Here is a 15,864-nt window from a genome sequence, read left to right on the forward strand (position 1 = left end):
ATGTCCAACGCTCAAGGCGCCGATCGCGCCGGCCTTTTCCTCGGCATCGCCGCTTACAGCCTGTGGGGGGTGCTGCCGCTCTATCTCCACCTGCTGCAATCGGTGCCCGCGCTGCAGGTGCTCTCGCACCGCGTGCTCTGGTCGCTGCTTTTGCTGGCGATGATCGTCGTGGCACTGCGCCGGGTGCGGAGCATCGCCGACGCTGCCAAGGGGCGCACCCTGCTGTTCCTCGTCGGCAGCGCGGCGCTGATCGGGGTCAACTGGCTGGTCTATATCTGGGCGGTCCAGCACGAACATGTGCTCGACGCGAGCCTGGGCTATTTCATCAACCCGTTGGTCAATGTCGCGCTCGGCATGCTGGTGCTGGGCGAACGGCTGCGGCGCTGGCAGGGCGTGGCGATCGGACTGGCGGCGCTGGGCGTGCTGCTGCTGACACTGCATGGCGGGGGCGGGCTGTGGATCCCGCTCGCGCTGGCGCTGAGCTTCGGCGGCTATGGCCTGCTCCGTAAGGTGGCCGCGATCGACGCATTGGGCGGGCTGACGGTGGAGACGCTGCTGCTGGGGCCGCCCGCGCTGGCGGTGCTGCTCTGGGCGAACCACACCGGCACGGCGGCGTTCGGCGGATCGACGCGGATCGACCTGCTACTGATCGCGGCCGGTGTCGTCACCGCCACACCGCTGCTGCTGTTCGCCGCCGCCGCCAAAAGGCTACCCTATGCGACCATGGGGCTGCTCCAGTACATCGCGCCGACGCTGCAATTCCTGGAGGCGGTGTGGCTGTTCGGCGAGCCGGTGCTGACGGTGCACCTCGCGACATTTGCGCTGATCTGGTCCGGCTGCGCGCTGTATGCGTGGGACAGCCTGCGGGCATACCGAACGGCGGTTCGGCGATAACTCCCCCTCCCGCTTGCGGGAGGGGGAATTCGGTTCAGCCCTCGCGGCGGCCGAGCAGGCGCAGGCGGAGTGCGTTGAGCTTGATGAAGCCCGCCGCGTCGCGCTGGTCGTACGCGCCCTGGTCGTCCTCGAAGGTCACAACCTTCTCGCTGTACAGCGTGTACGGCGACTTGCGGCCGGTGACGATCACGCTGCCCTTGTACAGCTTCAGCCGCACGGTACCGGTGACCTTCTCCTGGCTATAGTCGACCGCCGCCTGCAGCATCTCGCGCTCGGGCGAGAACCAGAAGCCGTTGTAGATCAGCTCGGCATAGCGCGGGGCGAGCTCGTCCTTGAGGTGCGCGGCGCCGCGATCGAGCGTGATCTGCTCGATGCCGCGATGCGCGAGGTGATAGATGGTGCCGCCCGGCGTCTCGTACATGCCGCGCGATTTCATGCCGACGAAGCGGTTCTCGACCAGGTCGAGCCGGCCGATGCCGTGCTTGCGGCCCAGTTCGTTGAGCGCAGTGAGCAGCGTGGCGGGCGACATCGCCTGGCCGTTGAGCGCCACGCCGTCGCCGCGCTCGAAATCGATCGTGATCGTTTCGGGCGTGTCGGGCGCGTCCTCGGGGTTCACCGTGCGCGAATAGACGTAATCGGGCACTTCCTCCCACGGATCCTCGAGCACCTTGCCCTCGGACGAGGTGTGGAGGAGGTTCGCGTCGGTGGAGAAGGGCGACTCGCCGCGCTTGTCCTTGGTCACCGGGATCTGGTGCGATTCCGCGAACTCGATCAGCTTGGTGCGGCTGGTCAGGTCCCATTCGCGCCACGGCGCGATCACCTTGATGTCGGGGTTCAGCGCATAATAGCCGAGTTCGAAGCGGACCTGGTCGTTGCCCTTGCCGGTGGCGCCGTGGCTCACCGCATCGGCGCCCACCAGCTTGGCGATCTCGATCTGGCGCTTGGCGATCAGCGGCCGCGCGATCGAGGTGCCGAGCAGGTACAGTCCTTCGTACAGCGCGTTGGCGCGCATCATCGGGAACACATAGTCCTTCACAAATTCCTCGCGCACGTCCTCGATGAAGATGTGCTCGGGCTTCACGCCGGCCATCTCGGCCTTCTTGCGCGCGGGCTCCAGCTCCTCGCCCTGGCCGAGGTCGGCGGTGAAGGTCACGACCTCGCAGTTATAGGTCTGCTGCAGCCATTTCAGGATCACGCTCGTGTCCAGGCCGCCCGAATAGGCGAGGACGACGCGATGGATCTTATCCGACATGGGGCAGGGACTCCGAAATGGGGAAACGCGCGCCCTGTACGGCCCGCGCGCCCGGGGTGCAACTCCAGCGGCGATTTGGCCACGCCGGGCGAGGACGGTGCACACCGAAACGGCATGCAATCGACACCAAGCGTAACGATTCACGTGGTGCAGTGCAACAATACACCGACAACTAGTTGATATAGCTATATACTTCCCGATTGACCCCGATTGACAAAGGTCAGACATATTATATTGTATACCATATCCGCATGATATTTCGAACGCGGATCTTGCCCGGGGGTCGGGCGAAAAAAGGGGTAGTCCATTATGAACAACGCTCGCCTGCGGCTCTGCCGCGGCCTCCTTCGTGCGTCCGTCGCAGGTGCGACGCTGATAGTCCTTCCACTCGTACCGTCACTGGCCCATGCGCAGGGCTATTCGACCGTCCGCGCCACCGGCCGCGTGGTCGATCCGGACGGCAAGCCGATCGTCGGGGCAACGGTATCGGCCAAGTCCGAGGACCAGGGCTTCACCCGCACCGCGACGACCGACAAGGAAGGCAATTTCAGCCTGCCCGAGATGCAGACGGGCGCGTACAGCTTTACCATCACCGCGGTCGGCTATCCCGGGTACGAGGAATCGGGCGTCCGGATCTCGGCCAACAACACCGGCAACATCTTTGCGCTCGCACCCGAGGGCAGCAACAACGAGATCGTGGTGAAGAGCTCGCGCGTCGCCACCGCCGATTTCGATCGCACCACCACCGGTCTCGTCCTCGACCTTGCCGATGTCAGCCAGCGCCTGCCGCTCGCGCGCAGCCTGCAGGCCGCGATCCAGCTGGCGCCGGGCGCCAGCGCGGGGTCGAGCGCCTTTTCGGGCCAGACCTCGTTCAACGGCGGCGCCGTCTCGGAAAACGCGTTCTTCATCAACGGCCTGAACATCACCGATTTCCGCAAGGGGCTGTCGCCGGTCGAAGTTCCCTACGACTTCTACAAGACGGTGGAGACCAAGACGGGCGGCTATTCCGCGGAATTCGGCCGGTCGACGGGCGGCTTCGTCAACGCCACCACCCAGTCCGGCAGCAACGAATTCCACGGCATGCTGCTGTACAACTGGAACCCCAATGCGCTGCGTTCGAAGACGCGCGACACCATCTATACCGACAACGGCAACGGCTCGGCCGATTCCAAGTCGCTCACCGCCACGCTGTCCGGGCCGATCTGGAAGGATCATCTGTTCTTCTTCGGCCTCTACCAGGCGCGCGACAACAACAGCGTCGGCGCCGGCACCGAATATGACCTGAAGACCAAGACCAAGCAGGGCACCTCCCGCTCCTTCTACCATACCGGCTCGCCCTTCTACGGCGCCAAGATCGACGGCTATATCAACGACCAGAACCACCTCGAATTCACTTATTTCAACACCAAGTCCGACAGCACCACCCAGACCTATGGCAGCACCTCGACGGTGCGGTTCGATCGAGTGCGCGGAATCGACGGGCCGTTCGCGGGGGCCTCGTTCGGCAAGGCCGGCGGCAGCAACTATGTCGCCCGCTACACCAGCATCCTCACCAAGTGGCTGACCGTCTCGGCCGCCTATGGCCGCGGCGAGAACAACAGCAGCTATCGCAGCGTCAACGCCGATTCGAAGATCGTCCCCGGGGTGACCGACGCGCGCACCGATCCGAGCAAGGCGCTCACCATCGCCGGCGGCGGGGTGGGCATCAACAACGACGTCCGCAAATTCTACCGCGCCGATGTCGACGTGACGGTGCACCTGTTCGGCGACCATCATTTCAAGTTCGGCTATGACCGCGAGGATCTCGCCTCCGAGAACCGCGCGGTGGGCGCCGGCCTGGGCTATAGCTACACCATCTACCGTGCCAAGCAGGGCGACCAGTTCGGCCTGCCGATCGGCACCGACTATGTCCGCCAGACCTATTATTCCAACATCGGCAGCTTCACCTCGCGCAACGAGGCCTTCTACATCCAGGATGCCTGGTCGCTGATCGACGGCCGGCTGAACTTCAACCTCGGCGTGCGCGGCGACCGCTTCACCAACAACAATTCGGCGGGCGCGCGTTTCTATGAGTCGGGTACGCAGTTCGGGCCGCGGCTCGGCTTCACCCTCGATCCGTTCGGGGCGCGGACCGACAAGGTCTATGGCAGCTTCTCGCGCATGTACCTGCCGGTCGCATCGAACACCAACATCCGCCTGACCGGCGGCGAAACCTATTACACCCGCACCAACCTGCTCGCCGGCATCGGCGCCGACGGCATCCCGCAGCTCGGCGCGCCGGTATCCTATGCCGGCGCGGCGGCCTGCCCCGACGACAAGGTGGCCAATTGCGACGTCACCGGATCGGGCCAGCCGGTCGCGGTCGGCGCGGCGGTGTCGCAGTCGCTCAAGCCCCAGTCGCAGGACGAGTTCATCCTGGGCTATGAGAAGCGGATCGGCCGCTGGCGGTTCAACGTCTACGGCATGTACACCAAGCTCAACGAAGTGCTGGAAGACGCCGCGATCGACCGCGCGGTGAACAATTATTGCACCCAGAACGGCATCAAGGGCTGCGACAAGACCTGGACCGGCTTCACGCAGTACGTGCTGCTCAATCCCGGTCGCCCGATTACCGTCCAGCTCGCCGCGCCGATCAACGGCGAATCCAAGGTACGCACCGTCACCTTCTCGGCGAAGGACCTAGGCTATCCCGAGGCCAAGCGCACCTACAAGGCGATCGCCTTCGAGGTCGGCCACGAGTTCGACGGCCGCTTCGAGCTCAACGGCTCCTATGTCCTGTCCTGGACCAAGGGCAATTACGAGGGCGGGGTGAAGACCGACAACGGCCAGAGCGACACCGGCCTGACGACGGACTTCGACCAGCCCGGCCTGACCAACGGCACCTATGGCTATTCGCCCAACGATCGCCGCCACGTGTTCAAGCTGTGGGGTTCCTATGCCCCCCTCGAGCACCTGACGATCGGCTTCAGCACCTCGGCTACCTCGCCGCGCCATTATGGCTGTATCGGCCAGGTGCCGGCGTCGGTCGATCCCTATGCCCGCGCCTATGGTGCGGCGGGGCTCTACTGCCGCGTGCTGGCGAACGGCCAGATCGCGACCGACCCGACGACCCCGGCCGCCGATGCGCCGGTGAAGCTGATCCCGCGCGGATCGGTGTTCACCAGCGACTGGGTGTTCGGCAACGACCTGTCGCTCGCCTGGGAAACCGAGATCGGCAAGTCGAAGGTCAACCTCAACCTCACCGTGTTCAACGTGCTCAACCTGCACGCCAAGACCGACTTCAACGAATATGGCACCGACGGCAACGGCGTCGCGAGCCCCTATTACCGGCAGGTGACCGGCTATCAGACGGCGCGCTCGGCCCGCCTGCAGGCCCGCTTCTCCTTCTGAGGCCCGCCGCCGGCAGCCAGGATCACTGGCTGCCGGCGGTCAGCTTCGCTTCGGCTTCGGCCATATAGTCGCGGGTCAGCGGCAGCGCGGTGCGCGAGCGCGAGAATTGCAGCTGATAGTTGACCAGCCCGCCGTTCATGAAGCTGACGTAGCAGCCGGCCAGATAGAAGGTCCACATCCGGTAGAAGCGCTCGTCATAGAGGTCGACGATCGCGTCGTGCGCCGCGACGGTGCGGTCGTACCAGGCCTTGAGCGTGTGGCCGTAATGCATCCGCAGCACTTCCACGTCGGTGAGGAAGTAGCGCAGGCCCTCATAGCCTTGCGCGATCTCCGACAGCGCCGGGATATAGCCGCCGGGGAAGATATATTTGAGCGTGAACGCGTCGGTATAGCCCGGCCCGCCGGCACGGCCGATCGTGTGGAGCAGCATCACGCCCTCGGGCGTCATCAGCTCGCGGCACTTGGTGAAGAAGGTGCGGTATTGCGGCGTGCCGACATGCTCGAACATGCCGACCGAGACGATCCGATCGAACTGGCCGGTGAGCGCGCGATAGTCGATCAGCTCGAACTTCACCTTGCCCGCCACGCCCGCCGCCTCAGCGCGCTCCCGCGCGATCTTCAGCTGTTCTTCGGACAGGGTGATGCCCAGCACCTCGGCGCCGGTCTTGGCGTGGATGTAGAGCGCCATGCCGCCCCAGCCGCAGCCGATGTCGAGCACGCGCATGCCGGGCTGAATCGCCAGCTTGGCGACAATATGCGCCTTCTTGTCGGCCTGGGCCTGCTCCAGGCTGTTCGCCGGATCGGTATAATAGGCGCAGCTATATTGCCGGTCGGCGTCGAGAAAGAGGTCGTAGAGCCGTGCCGACAGATCATAGTGATGCGCGACGTTCTGCTTGGACTTGCGCGCCATGTTCTTGCGGCCGAGCCAGTGCGCCACCTTCCCCGCGGCGAGGCTGAGCGCGCTCGGATTGAGCGCGGCGTTGCTCTTTTCCCAGGCGTTGTTGGACGTCACCAGATCGAGCAGGTCGAGAATGTCGCCCTGCTCGATAGTGAGGCTGCCGTCCATATAGGTTTCGGCCGCGCCCAGCGCGGGATCGCGGACGATGCGCCCCTCGGCGCCCTTGGACAGCCGGATCGTGACGGGCTTGAGGACCGCATCGGGGCTGCCGAAGCTGCGGGTGCTGCCGTCGGGTCGGATCAAGGTGAGTTCGCCGCGCTTCACGGCGCGGTCGAAGAAGCGGTCAATCAGGGCCATGGCGCTCCACTAGGCAGAGATTGTGTCGGGAATACGCGTATTACGTTTCGGGGTGCGCCAAACAACCTATCTCGGCGTAGGTTTCCCGCTACCGTTCATATTCCCGCATACCATTGGTAGCCGCTCGAATCTTCCCAGGTGCCGCCCTTGCCCTTGCCGATCCCGGCGAGCGAGGCGACCGCCTCGATCCCCACCAGATATTTGGCCTGCTTGTAGCCGAGCTGCCGCTCCACCCGCAGCCGCAGCGGCGCGCCGTGGCCGACATCGAGGCGCCGGTCGTTGAGCGCCCAGGCGAGGATCGTCTGGGGGTGGAAGGCGTCGATCAGGTCGATCGATTCATAATAGCCGCCGTCGCCGTAGCGGTCGGCGCAGTGGAAGACGATGTAGCGCGCCTGCGCGCTCAGCCCGGCGGCGTTGAGGATGGTCGCAAGCTGCGGCCCCTGCCACTTGCCGATCGCGCTCCAGCCCTCGACGCAATCGTGGCGGGTGATCTGCGCGCGCTGCGGCAGGTGCTGGAGTTGGGCGAGCGTCAGTTGCATCGGCCGGGCGACCATTCCGCCCACCTTCAGCCGCCAGTCGGCGAAGCCGGTACCCGCCCAGATATTATATTCGGGCGTATTGGGATTGTAGGTGCCGTTGACGCGGAAGATCGGGCTGCGCTGCTCCGGCCGGAACTCGGTGGCGAGCGCTCCGCGGCCGATCGCGCGCTGGAGGAAGCGATGCGCTTCCTCGGCGCTCGCCAGCACCGGGCTGTCGGTGAAGCGGTCACAGCCGGCGAGCAGCCCGGCGGCACCGCCGATCAGCAGATTGCGGCGCGCAAGGATCATGGCTGCTTCTCCGCGGGCACGCGCCACCAGCCGGTGATCATCGCGCGCAGTTCGTTGATCGGGCCGGCGAGCAGCACCAGCGTCAGGTGGACCAGCAGGAAGACGAGGATCGCTCCCATCGCGATAAAGTGCACCGAGCGCGCCGACTGCCGCCCGCCGAACATCGCGGTCAGCCACGGCCAGGCTGCGTCCATCCCCGGCGAGAGCGCGAGGCCCGAGAAGATCACCGCCGGCAGCAGCACGAACAGCGTGCCGACATAAGCGAGCTTCTGGAAGATATTGTAGGCGCGCGGATCCCTTGGATCGTGGAAGCGCAAGGCGAGATGGTCCTTGAAATCCTTCCACAGATGGCCGGGCGCCAGCTCCCGCACCCGGATCCGCAGGTCGCGCAGGATATGGCCGTTCGCCAGGCTCCACAGCAGATAGACCAGCAGCCCGAAAGCCAGCACCAGCGCGAAAAAGAAGTGCCAGTGCCGCGCGCCGGCAAGGCTGTAATAGGACGGAATCGTCACCCAGCCGGGGAAGCGCGGCAGCTCCAGCCAGGCATGGTCGAAATTCGCGCCATATTGCCCCCAATAGAGCCGGGGATGCGCGTTGAAGATCATCAGCCCGCTGCCGACCATGATCAGCAGCGCGATCGCGTTGATCCAGTGCCATAGCCGGGTGATCAGCCGGTGGCGGTAGATCAGGCGGGGCCTGTCCGGTAGACCTTCGGGCATCTGCACTTCCTTCGCTGTACGGGGCGAGTGTAGGAGATTCGGACGGCAGGCGGAATCGGTTTCACCGCCGCCACAAAAATCCGGAGCGTGCATTGCCGACCGACTTCCACTTCTACGAACCCGCCTCGGGCCACGGCCTTCCGCATGATCCGCTCAACGCCATCGTTGGCCCGCGCCCGATCGGCTGGGTCAGCACCATGTCGACCGGCGGCGTGCGCAACCTCGCGCCCTACAGCTTCTTCAACCTGTTCAACTATCGCCCGCCGATCCTCGGCTTCGCCTCGACCGGGTGGAAGGACAGCGTCGCCAATATCGCCGAGACCAGGGAGTTCGTCTGGAACCTCGCGACGCGGCCGCTGGCGGAAGTGATGAATGCCAGCGCGGCAATGGTCGACGCCGAGGTGGACGAGTTCACCCTTGCCGGCATCGACACCCTCCCTTCGCGCACCGTGCGCCCCGATCGCGTCGCGGGCAGCCCGGCGCAGTTCGAATGCCGGCTCACCCAGCTGATCCGGCTGGAGACCAAGGAAGGCGCGGAAGTCGACACCTGGCTGGTGCTCGGCGAGGCGACCGGCATCCATATCGATCGCGCGATGCTGGAGGACGGCGTCTACCAGACCGCCCGCGCCCGCCCGATCCTGCGCGGCGGCGGCCCGGCCGATTATTTCGAGATCGGCGAGGACGCGCTGTTCAGGATGTTCCGTCCGCGCTGACCCCCGGCTCGGGCAGGATCGGTGGAGTCGAATCCGGGTAGGTCAGCCAGGTCTTCCACAGCTGGTGGATGCGCGCCTCGGTCAGCGCGATCCGGCAGGTGAGCAGCGCGGCACCCCGGATCGTGCCGCCCTGCCAATGCGCATAGACCGCGTCGCACTCGCCCTTGCGCCAGGCGATCCAGCGGCCCTGCGCCTCGTCGAACGCCTTGACCACCGTCACCCCATCGGTCGCGGCGCGCTTGCGGGCGGCGACCAGGTAGCGGTTCATCTCCACCTCGGCGGCGTTGCTGGCGCGCGCGAGGCACAGGTTCATCTCCACCGTCGTCTTCGCGTCGGCGCAAGGGTCGGCGGGGGCGGCAAGCGCCAGGGCGAGCAGCAGCAGCGGCATGGCCGCATCCTACGCGCAGAAGTAGGCAGGGCTCAACCGAGTGCGGCGAACTTCTCTTCGGCCTCGCGATCGAGCTGCGCCCGGCTCTTCTTCTCCGACGCGGTCTTGAGCTGGCCGCACGCCGCATCGATGTCACGCCCGCGCGGGGTGCGCACCGGCGCCGAGATACCGCCCTCGAACACGATGTTCGAGAAGGACCGGATCCGCTCGGGGGTCGAGCATTCATAGGGCGCGCCGGGCCAGGGGTTGAACGGGATCAGGTTCACCTTGGCGGGCAGCTTGTACTTGCGCAGCAGGCGGACGAGCTCGTGCGCATCGGCGTCGCTGTCGTTCTTGTCCTTGAGCATCACATATTCGAACGTGATGCGGCGGGCATTGTTGGCGCCCGGATAATCGGCACAGGCCTGGAGCAGCTCCTCGATGCCGTATTTCTTGTTGAGCGGCACGATCTCGTCGCGCACCTCCTTGGTGACCGCGTGGAGCGACACCGCCAGGTTCACGCCGATCTCCTCGCCCGCGCGCGCCATGATCGGCACCACGCCCGAGGTCGACAAGGTGATGCGGCGCTTGGACAGCGCGAGGCCGTCGCCGTCCATCACGATCTGCAGGCCGGCCTTCACTTCGTCGAAATTGTACAACGGCTCGCCCATGCCCATCATCACGATGTTGGTGAGCAAGCGCCCCTCGGGCTGGCTCGGCCATTCGCCGAGCGAATCGCGCGCGAGCATCACCTGGCCGACAATCTCGCCGGCGGTGAGGTTGCGCACCAGCCGCATCGTGCCGGTGTGGCAGAAGCGGCAGTTGAGCGTGCAGCCCACCTGGCTCGAGACGCACAGCGTGCCCCGATCGGCATCGGGGATGAACACCATCTCGTAATCCTGCCCGTCGGGCGAGCGGAGCAGCCACTTGCGGGTGCCGTCGTTCGAGACCTGCGCTTCGACCACCTCCGGGCGGCCGATCACGAAGCGTTCGGCCAGCCACGGGTGCTGGGCCTTGGCGATGTCGGTCATCGCCGAGAAGTCGGTGGCGCCGCGATTGTAGATCCAGTGCCACAGCTGCTTGGCGCGCAGCTTGGCCTGCTTGGGCTCCAGACCCGCGGCGGCCAGCGCCTCGCGGATACCGTCGCGGGAGAGACCGATCAGGTCGGTACGCCCGTCCTCGCGCGCGGCGGGGGCACGCGGCACGGGCACGGGATCGATGTGCCCGGGGATGGGCATGGGAGCGGCCGACACTGTCTGCATCCGCCGCATATAGGCGAAAATCCCCGGCTTTTCCAGCGGTGTGATTCCGCGCGCGACCGTCCCTGCATGGGTCGTGCCATCCCGCCATGGCCACAGCCCATCGTGAATCGGGTGTGCAGCGGAAAACCCGAGCCCCACTGATACGTTACAGGGGTGCAAAAGAGTTTCACGATTGCGAGGAGTTGAGGATGAAGATGATGTTTTCGAGCTTGGCAATTGCCGGCACGCTGATGGCGTCGACCGCCTTCGCCCAGACCACGACCCCGGCCCAGACGACCCCGGCCGACGCCGCCCCGGCACAGACCACGCCGGCCACGCCCGACCAGGGCACCGCGGGTGCAGGCACCGCCGCGACGGCAACCGCCGGCGCGTCGACCTTTACCGACACCGAGGTCCAGCAGTATGCCAAGGCGGCGCTCGCGGTGAACAAGATCAACGCGGACGCCAGCATCCCGGCGGCAGAAAAGAACCCCAAGTTCGTCGCCGCGATCACCGCGTCGGGCCTGCAGCCGCAGCGCTTCAACGAGATCAGCCAGGCGATGGCCTCGGATACCGCACTTAACCAGCGCATCCAGGCGGCGGCAGCCCAGGCGCAGACCAGCGGCCAGTCGGCCCAGGCGAGTGCACCGGCCAGCCCGACCGGCAATTAAGCGGATAGCTCCCTCCGGCGGCGGCGGTCCCCAGCGGACCGCCGCCGTTTTTGTGCGCGCCACTGTCATCGATCCGGAACGAAAGCCCGCCAATGGCACCGCCTTGGGTTCGCTTCGCAAAAGGAAATGACGGGATGCGCAAAGGGATGATGGTCGCCGCGGCGGCGCTGCTGATGGCGATGGCACCGGGCGGGACGACGCCGCCGGACGCCGACACGAGCCTCGATTCGCTGCGGCTCGACCAGGTCCGCATGCTCGGCTCGCACAACAGCTACCGCCCCTATCCGCTGCCCGAGGTGGAAGCGCGCCTCCGCACGCTGCTGCCGAGCAGCTGGGAAGGCCTCGCCTATGGCCACCCGCCGCTGGAGAGCCAGCTCGCGCTCGGCCTGCGCCAGCTCGAGATCGACGTCGCCCCCGATCCCCAGGGCGGCGCCTATGCCGCGCCCTATGCGAACGGCACCGAGGAGATAAAGGCCGAGATGGCCGCGCCCGGCGCCAAGACGATCCACATCCCCGGCATCGACTGGCAGACGCATTGCCGCACCTTCCGCGGCTGCATGGCGCTGTTCCGTCGCTGGTCGGATGCCCATCCGGGCCATCTGCCGGTGATGATCCTGGTCAATGCCAGCGACGTGCGCCCGATCCCCGGCGTACGCACCACCGATATCGGCTTCGACGCCGCCACGCTCGATGCGCTCGATGCCGACATCGCCGCGACGATCGGCCGCGAGCGGGTGATCGCGCCGGACGACGTCCGCGGCACCCTCCCCACGCTGCGCGACGCGGTGACCGCGCATCGCTGGCCTACCATCGGCGCGTCGCGCGGCAAGTTCCTGTTCGTGCTCGATACCTCGGACGCGAACGAGGAACGCTACCGCACCGGCCATGCCAGCCTGAAGGGCCGGATGATGTTCGGCTGGTACCCCGAGGACGCGCCCGAAGCCGCCTTCTTCAACACCCAGAGCCCCACCGCCGACACCGCGACGATCACCCGCCGCGTGAAGGCCGGCTTCATGGTCCGCACCCGCGCCGATGCCGAGACGCTGGAGGCGCGCAAGCACGATCGCCGCCGGCTCGACACCGCGATCGCCTCGGGCGCGCAGCTGATCAGCACCGATTATTACGAAGGCGCGCCCGATCCGCGCGGGCTCAACTGGTCGGTGTCGCTGGGGAAGAGCACGGTGATCTGCAACAGCGTGACGGCAGCCTGCCCGAAGCGCTGAAGCGTCAGCGGCGGTCCGGCTCCGGGCCGCCGCGCAACAGCACGTCGCGCCGCGGCGCGGGCACGGTAATGCCGTGCTCGCCGAACAGCTTCCACAGCCGGTTGAGCACGTCGCTCTTCACATTGCCGACCCCGCTTTCGGGATCGCTGATCCAGACCAGAATGTCGTGCGCCGCGCCATTCTCGCCCAGCGCGGTCAGCCAGACATTGGGCGGCGGCGTGTCGAGGACGCGCGGGCTTTCGGTGGCGGCGCGCAGCATCAGGTCCTGCGCAAGGTCGAGGTCGCAGCCATAAGCGACCGTCACCGCGATCCGCACGCGCACGTTGCGATCGGTATAGGACCAGTTCTCGACTTCCTGGGTCATCAGATTCTCGTTCGGAATCAGATGCTCCTTGCCGTCGCGCGTGATCACGGAGACGGCGCGCACGCCGATCTTGTTCACCCAGCCGAAGCTGTCCCCCACCACGATCACGTCGCCCGGCTTGATCGAGCGGTCCATCAGCAGGATGATCCCGGCGATCAGATTGCCGACCGTCTTCTGCATGCCGAAACCAATGGCGAGACCGAACGCGCCCGAGAACACCGCGAAGGTCGTCAGGTCGATGCCGAGCAGGTCGATGCCGACGAAGAAGGCGGCGGTGACGATGGCGATGCTCGCCAGCTTCTGCCCGAGCAGCTGCTGGGTGGGGTCGAGCCCCTTGGCCCGCCCGATCCACTGCGCGAGCAGCCGGTTGGCGATCCGCACCAGCGCATAGATGATTGTGACGGTGACGAGGAAGGTGAGCAGCGACAACAGCGACAGTCGCCGTGTGCCGATGTCGAAGCCGATCCGGGCCAGCAGCGCCTCGATCACCCCCAGCCCGCCCATCGTCTTGCTGAGCAGCGAGGTGAAGGCGATCGCCCCCATCGGCCAGGTGGCGAGCCGCGGCAGGCCCAGCCCGCGCAGCACCTCGATCACGGCCAGTGCCATCGCCAGTCCGAGCGCGATGCCGAGCAGCAAGGTCGCCGGGGGATGCCAGCCATAGCCGTTCGCCACCGGCGAGAGCAGCAGCGCGACGGTAAAGTAGCGGGTGATCCGGCACAGCCGCGGCTGGATGCCGTTGATATGCTCGCCGGCGATGCGGTGCCACAGCGCGGCGACCTGCGCACCGATGCGCCGGCCGATCAGGATGCCGAGCGCCAGCGCCAGCGCAGACAGGGCCAGCGCCACCGCCAGCTCGCCCAGCTCGGCCGGCGACGGGAACCGCATCCCCATGCCGGCGAACCGGTCTAGCAGGTCGCGGATCATCCGCGCGCGGCGGCGAAGCGGGCGAGCCCTGCCTCGAGATCGGCGATCAGGTCGTCGGTATCCTCCAGCCCGACATAGAGCCGGATCATCGGCCCCTCGGCTTCCCAGCGCGATGCGGTGCGGATGCGCTGCGGATCGGCGGGGATGGCGAGGCTTTCATAGCCGCCCCAGCTGAAGCCGATGCCGAAATGGCGGAGCCCGTCGATCAGCGCGGTGCGCGCGCCATCGTTGCCGCCGTTCAGCACGAAGGAGAACAGACCGGCGCTCCCACGGAAATCGCGCACGAACACGTCGTGCCCCGGGCAGTCCGGCAGCGCCGGGTGGAGCACCCGCGCCACTTCGGGCCGGGTCTTCAGCCACGCGGCGATCCTGAGCCCGCTCGCGCCCGACTGGCGCAGCCGGACGTCCATCGTCCGCAGCCCGCGCGATCCGAGATAGGCATCGTCGGGGCTGGCGCAGAGGCCGAGCTGGTAGGTGGTCGCGCGCAGCTTCTCATAGTGTCCCGGCGCGGCGGTGACCGAGCCCAGCATCACGTCCGAATGGCCGACGACATATTTGGAGCAGGACAGGATCGTATAGTCGATGCCCTTCTCGATCGCCGGGAAGTAGAGCGGCCCCGCCCAGGTATTGTCGAGCAATGTCACGATCCCGCGCGCCTTGGCGACCGCGACGATCGCCGGCACGTCCTGCACTTCGAAGCTGAGGCTGCCGGGGCTCTCCATCAGGATCGCCTTGGTCCGCGCGCTGCACAGCGCGGCGATGCCCGCGCCGATCAGCGGGTCGTAATAGGTGGCGGTGATCCCCAGCCGCTTGAGCATGCCATTGCCGAACGCCCGCGTCGGCTCGTAGCTGCTGTCGGGCAGCAGCACCTCGTCGCCGGGCGACAGCACCGCCAGCAGCGCGGTGGTGATCGCCGACACGCCCGAGGGATAGAGAAGCGTCGCCTGCGCGCCGGGCTCCAGCTCGGTCAGTGCGTCCGCAAGCGACCACTGGGTCGGCGTGCCGCGGCGGCCATAATAGAGCTTGTGGTGCGTGTCGGCGCTGCCGCGTTCGCGCATCTCGGCGATATCGTCGTAGAGGATCGTGGAAGCGCGCCACACCGGCGGGTTGACGATGCCCTGCGTCCATTCGGGCCGGCGGCCGGCATGAACGACCTTGGTCGCGTCCCGATCGTTCTGCTTGTCCTCGCCGCTCATGCGCCGAGCGCCTTCGCGGTGTCGGGCTGCGCGCCCCATTCGGTCCAGCTGCCGTCGTAAAGCGCGATCTCATGCCCGAGCAGGTGCGCAGCGAAGACGATGATCGCGGCGGTGATACCCGATCCGCAGGTGGCGACCAGCGGCTTGGTGAGATCGACTCCCGCCTCGTCGAACAGCACACGGAGCGCATCCGGGCGCAGCCAATGCCCGTCCGGCTGGAAGAAGCGGCCCGAAGGGATGTTCTTCGATCCCGGGATATGGCCCGCGGCGCATTCGGGACGCGCATCGGGCTCGGCACCGGTGAAGCGCGCGGCGGAACGGGCATCGACGATCTGCTCGGTCGTCATACGCATGTCGTCCAGCGTACGAATCTGCGCGACGGGTGCGCCGGCGGTGAAGCTGGACGACGCGGTCGCGTGCGGCCCGGTTTCCACCGGCCGCCCCTCGGCGCGCCAATGGCCCATATTCCCGTCTAGGATCTCGGCATGCACGCCGAACATCCGCAGCACCCACCAGGCGCGACAGGCGGTATGGTGCGGGCTGTTGTCATAGAGGACGATGCGCGTGGTCCCCATCACCCCCAGCTGCGCCATGCGGTCCTCGAACACGCTGCGCCTGGGCAGCATCGAGGGCAGCGGGTTCTCGGCATCGACCAGCGTGTCGAGATCGAGCAGCCGCGCGCCGGGGATATGCCCCGCCTCGAACTCCGCGCGCGGATCCTGCTTCGCCGCGCCGGGAATGGTGGAGGTATAGGTCGCGTCGAGGACCAGCAGGTCGGGGGCGCCGAGCATGCCGGCCAGCGCTTCGGTGGTGATCAATCCGTCCATG

The 15,864-nt window shown here is 66.7% G+C and carries 14 protein-coding genes; 5 read left to right on the forward strand and 9 right to left on the reverse strand.

What is annotated here, in order from left to right:
- Entirely contained in the window at nucleotides 1–894 is an 894-nt protein-coding gene (gene rarD, locus GGR89_RS01500) for an EamA family transporter RarD (RefSeq protein ID WP_125974972.1), read from the forward strand.
- A gap of 34 nt (nucleotides 895–928) precedes the next feature.
- On the opposite strand, the gene GGR89_RS01505 is transcribed toward rarD, so the two are convergent.
- Nucleotides 929–2,146: an argininosuccinate synthase gene (locus tag GGR89_RS01505; protein ID WP_125974970.1), complete on the reverse strand. Its 1,218-nt coding sequence runs from the start codon at nucleotides 2,144–2,146 to the stop codon at nucleotides 929–931.
- A 309-nt stretch (nucleotides 2,147–2,455) separates the two neighbouring features.
- On the opposite strand from GGR89_RS01505, the gene GGR89_RS01510 reads away from it, so the two are divergent.
- The gene (locus tag GGR89_RS01510) at nucleotides 2,456–5,536 is read left to right on the forward strand and encodes a TonB-dependent receptor (RefSeq protein ID WP_125974968.1); all 3,081 of its coding nucleotides are present in this window, start codon (nucleotides 2,456–2,458) and stop codon (nucleotides 5,534–5,536) included.
- A 22-nt stretch (nucleotides 5,537–5,558) separates the two neighbouring features.
- Here the strand turns inward: GGR89_RS01510 and GGR89_RS01515 are convergent, their stop codons facing one another.
- The 3 genes from GGR89_RS01515 to GGR89_RS01525 form a co-directional block, all read right to left on the reverse strand.
- On the reverse strand, nucleotides 5,559–6,791 hold the full coding sequence (locus GGR89_RS01515) for an SAM-dependent methyltransferase (protein WP_125974966.1): 1,233 nt from the start codon (nucleotides 6,789–6,791) through the stop codon (nucleotides 5,559–5,561).
- 95 nt (nucleotides 6,792–6,886) lie between these two features.
- Nucleotides 6,887–7,618: a molybdopterin-dependent oxidoreductase gene (locus GGR89_RS01520; RefSeq protein WP_125974964.1), complete on the reverse strand. Its 732-nt coding sequence runs from the start codon at nucleotides 7,616–7,618 to the stop codon at nucleotides 6,887–6,889.
- Entirely contained in the window at nucleotides 7,615–8,337 is a 723-nt protein-coding gene (locus tag GGR89_RS01525) for a cytochrome b/b6 domain-containing protein (protein WP_125974962.1), read from the reverse strand. Before GGR89_RS01525 ends, GGR89_RS01520 begins: the two co-directional genes overlap by 4 nt.
- Nucleotides 8,338–8,429: 92 nt before the next feature.
- Here GGR89_RS01525 and GGR89_RS01530 point away from each other — a divergent pair, with 92 nt between their 5' ends.
- Nucleotides 8,430–9,050: a flavin reductase family protein gene (locus GGR89_RS01530; protein ID WP_125974960.1), complete on the forward strand. Its 621-nt coding sequence runs from the start codon at nucleotides 8,430–8,432 to the stop codon at nucleotides 9,048–9,050.
- On the opposite strand, the gene GGR89_RS01535 is transcribed toward GGR89_RS01530, so the two are convergent.
- Together GGR89_RS01535 and rlmN are read right to left on the reverse strand one after the other, a co-directional pair.
- Nucleotides 9,028–9,438 (reverse strand): lysozyme inhibitor LprI family protein, encoded by a 411-nt coding sequence (locus tag GGR89_RS01535; protein ID WP_125974958.1) that lies wholly within the window; start codon nucleotides 9,436–9,438, stop codon nucleotides 9,028–9,030. The two genes, GGR89_RS01530 and GGR89_RS01535, sit on opposite strands and share 23 nt — an antisense overlap.
- A gap of 32 nt (nucleotides 9,439–9,470) precedes the next feature.
- A complete protein-coding gene (gene rlmN / locus GGR89_RS01540) occupies nucleotides 9,471–10,655 on the reverse strand; it encodes a dual-specificity RNA methyltransferase RlmN (RefSeq protein ID WP_241213141.1) in 1,185 nt (394 codons plus the stop codon).
- 212 nt (nucleotides 10,656–10,867) lie between these two features.
- On the opposite strand from rlmN, the gene GGR89_RS01545 reads away from it, so the two are divergent.
- Entirely contained in the window at nucleotides 10,868–11,329 is a 462-nt protein-coding gene (locus GGR89_RS01545; RefSeq protein ID WP_125974954.1) for a DUF4168 domain-containing protein, read from the forward strand.
- A 134-nt stretch (nucleotides 11,330–11,463) separates the two neighbouring features.
- Nucleotides 11,464–12,552 carry a Ca2+-dependent phosphoinositide-specific phospholipase C gene (locus GGR89_RS01550; RefSeq protein WP_125974952.1) on the forward strand — a complete coding sequence of 363 codons (1,089 nt, stop codon included), beginning with the start codon at nucleotides 11,464–11,466 and terminating at the stop codon, nucleotides 12,550–12,552.
- A gap of 4 nt (nucleotides 12,553–12,556) precedes the next feature.
- Here GGR89_RS01550 and GGR89_RS01555 read toward each other — a convergent pair whose 3' ends face one another.
- From GGR89_RS01555 to GGR89_RS01565, 3 genes are read right to left on the reverse strand one after another with little or no spacing between them, the layout of a single operon-like run.
- Nucleotides 12,557–13,840: a mechanosensitive ion channel family protein gene (locus GGR89_RS01555; RefSeq protein WP_125974950.1), complete on the reverse strand. Its 1,284-nt coding sequence runs from the start codon at nucleotides 13,838–13,840 to the stop codon at nucleotides 12,557–12,559.
- Nucleotides 13,837–15,036, reverse strand: a complete 1,200-nt coding sequence (gene metC, locus GGR89_RS01560; RefSeq protein WP_125974948.1) for a cystathionine beta-lyase — start codon at nucleotides 15,034–15,036, stop codon at nucleotides 13,837–13,839. Before metC ends, GGR89_RS01555 begins: the two co-directional genes overlap by 4 nt.
- Entirely contained in the window at nucleotides 15,033–15,863 is an 831-nt protein-coding gene (locus GGR89_RS01565; protein ID WP_125974946.1) for a sulfurtransferase, read from the reverse strand. Before GGR89_RS01565 ends, metC begins: the two co-directional genes overlap by 4 nt.
- Nucleotide 15,864 lies beyond the last annotated feature (1 nt).

It is taken from the genome of Sphingomonas trueperi (assembly GCF_011927635.1).
Lineage (GTDB): Bacteria > Pseudomonadota > Alphaproteobacteria > Sphingomonadales > Sphingomonadaceae > Sphingomonas > Sphingomonas trueperi.

Coding starts and splice junctions, on each gene's coding strand:
- rarD (WP_125974972.1), top strand. CDS start 1: ATGTCCAACGCTCAAGGCGCCGATCGCGCCGGCCTTTTCCTCGGCATC.
- GGR89_RS01505 (WP_125974970.1), bottom strand. CDS start 2,146: ATGTCGGATAAGATCCATCGCGTCGTCCTCGCCTATTCGGGCGGCCTG.
- GGR89_RS01510 (WP_125974968.1), top strand. CDS start 2,456: ATGAACAACGCTCGCCTGCGGCTCTGCCGCGGCCTCCTTCGTGCGTCC.
- GGR89_RS01515 (WP_125974966.1), bottom strand. CDS start 6,791: ATGGCCCTGATTGACCGCTTCTTCGACCGCGCCGTGAAGCGCGGCGAA.
- GGR89_RS01520 (WP_125974964.1), bottom strand. CDS start 7,618: ATGATCCTTGCGCGCCGCAATCTGCTGATCGGCGGTGCCGCCGGGCTG.
- GGR89_RS01525 (WP_125974962.1), bottom strand. CDS start 8,337: ATGCCCGAAGGTCTACCGGACAGGCCCCGCCTGATCTACCGCCACCGG.
- GGR89_RS01535 (WP_125974958.1), bottom strand. CDS start 9,438: ATGCCGCTGCTGCTGCTCGCCCTGGCGCTTGCCGCCCCCGCCGACCCT.
- rlmN (WP_241213141.1), bottom strand. CDS start 10,655: ATGCCCATCCCCGGGCACATCGATCCCGTGCCCGTGCCGCGTGCCCCC.
- GGR89_RS01545 (WP_125974954.1), top strand. CDS start 10,868: ATGAAGATGATGTTTTCGAGCTTGGCAATTGCCGGCACGCTGATGGCG.
- GGR89_RS01550 (WP_125974952.1), top strand. CDS start 11,464: ATGCGCAAAGGGATGATGGTCGCCGCGGCGGCGCTGCTGATGGCGATG.
- GGR89_RS01555 (WP_125974950.1), bottom strand. CDS start 13,840: ATGATCCGCGACCTGCTAGACCGGTTCGCCGGCATGGGGATGCGGTTC.
- metC (WP_125974948.1), bottom strand. CDS start 15,036: ATGAGCGGCGAGGACAAGCAGAACGATCGGGACGCGACCAAGGTCGTT.
- GGR89_RS01565 (WP_125974946.1), bottom strand. CDS start 15,863: ATGGACGGATTGATCACCACCGAAGCGCTGGCCGGCATGCTCGGCGCC.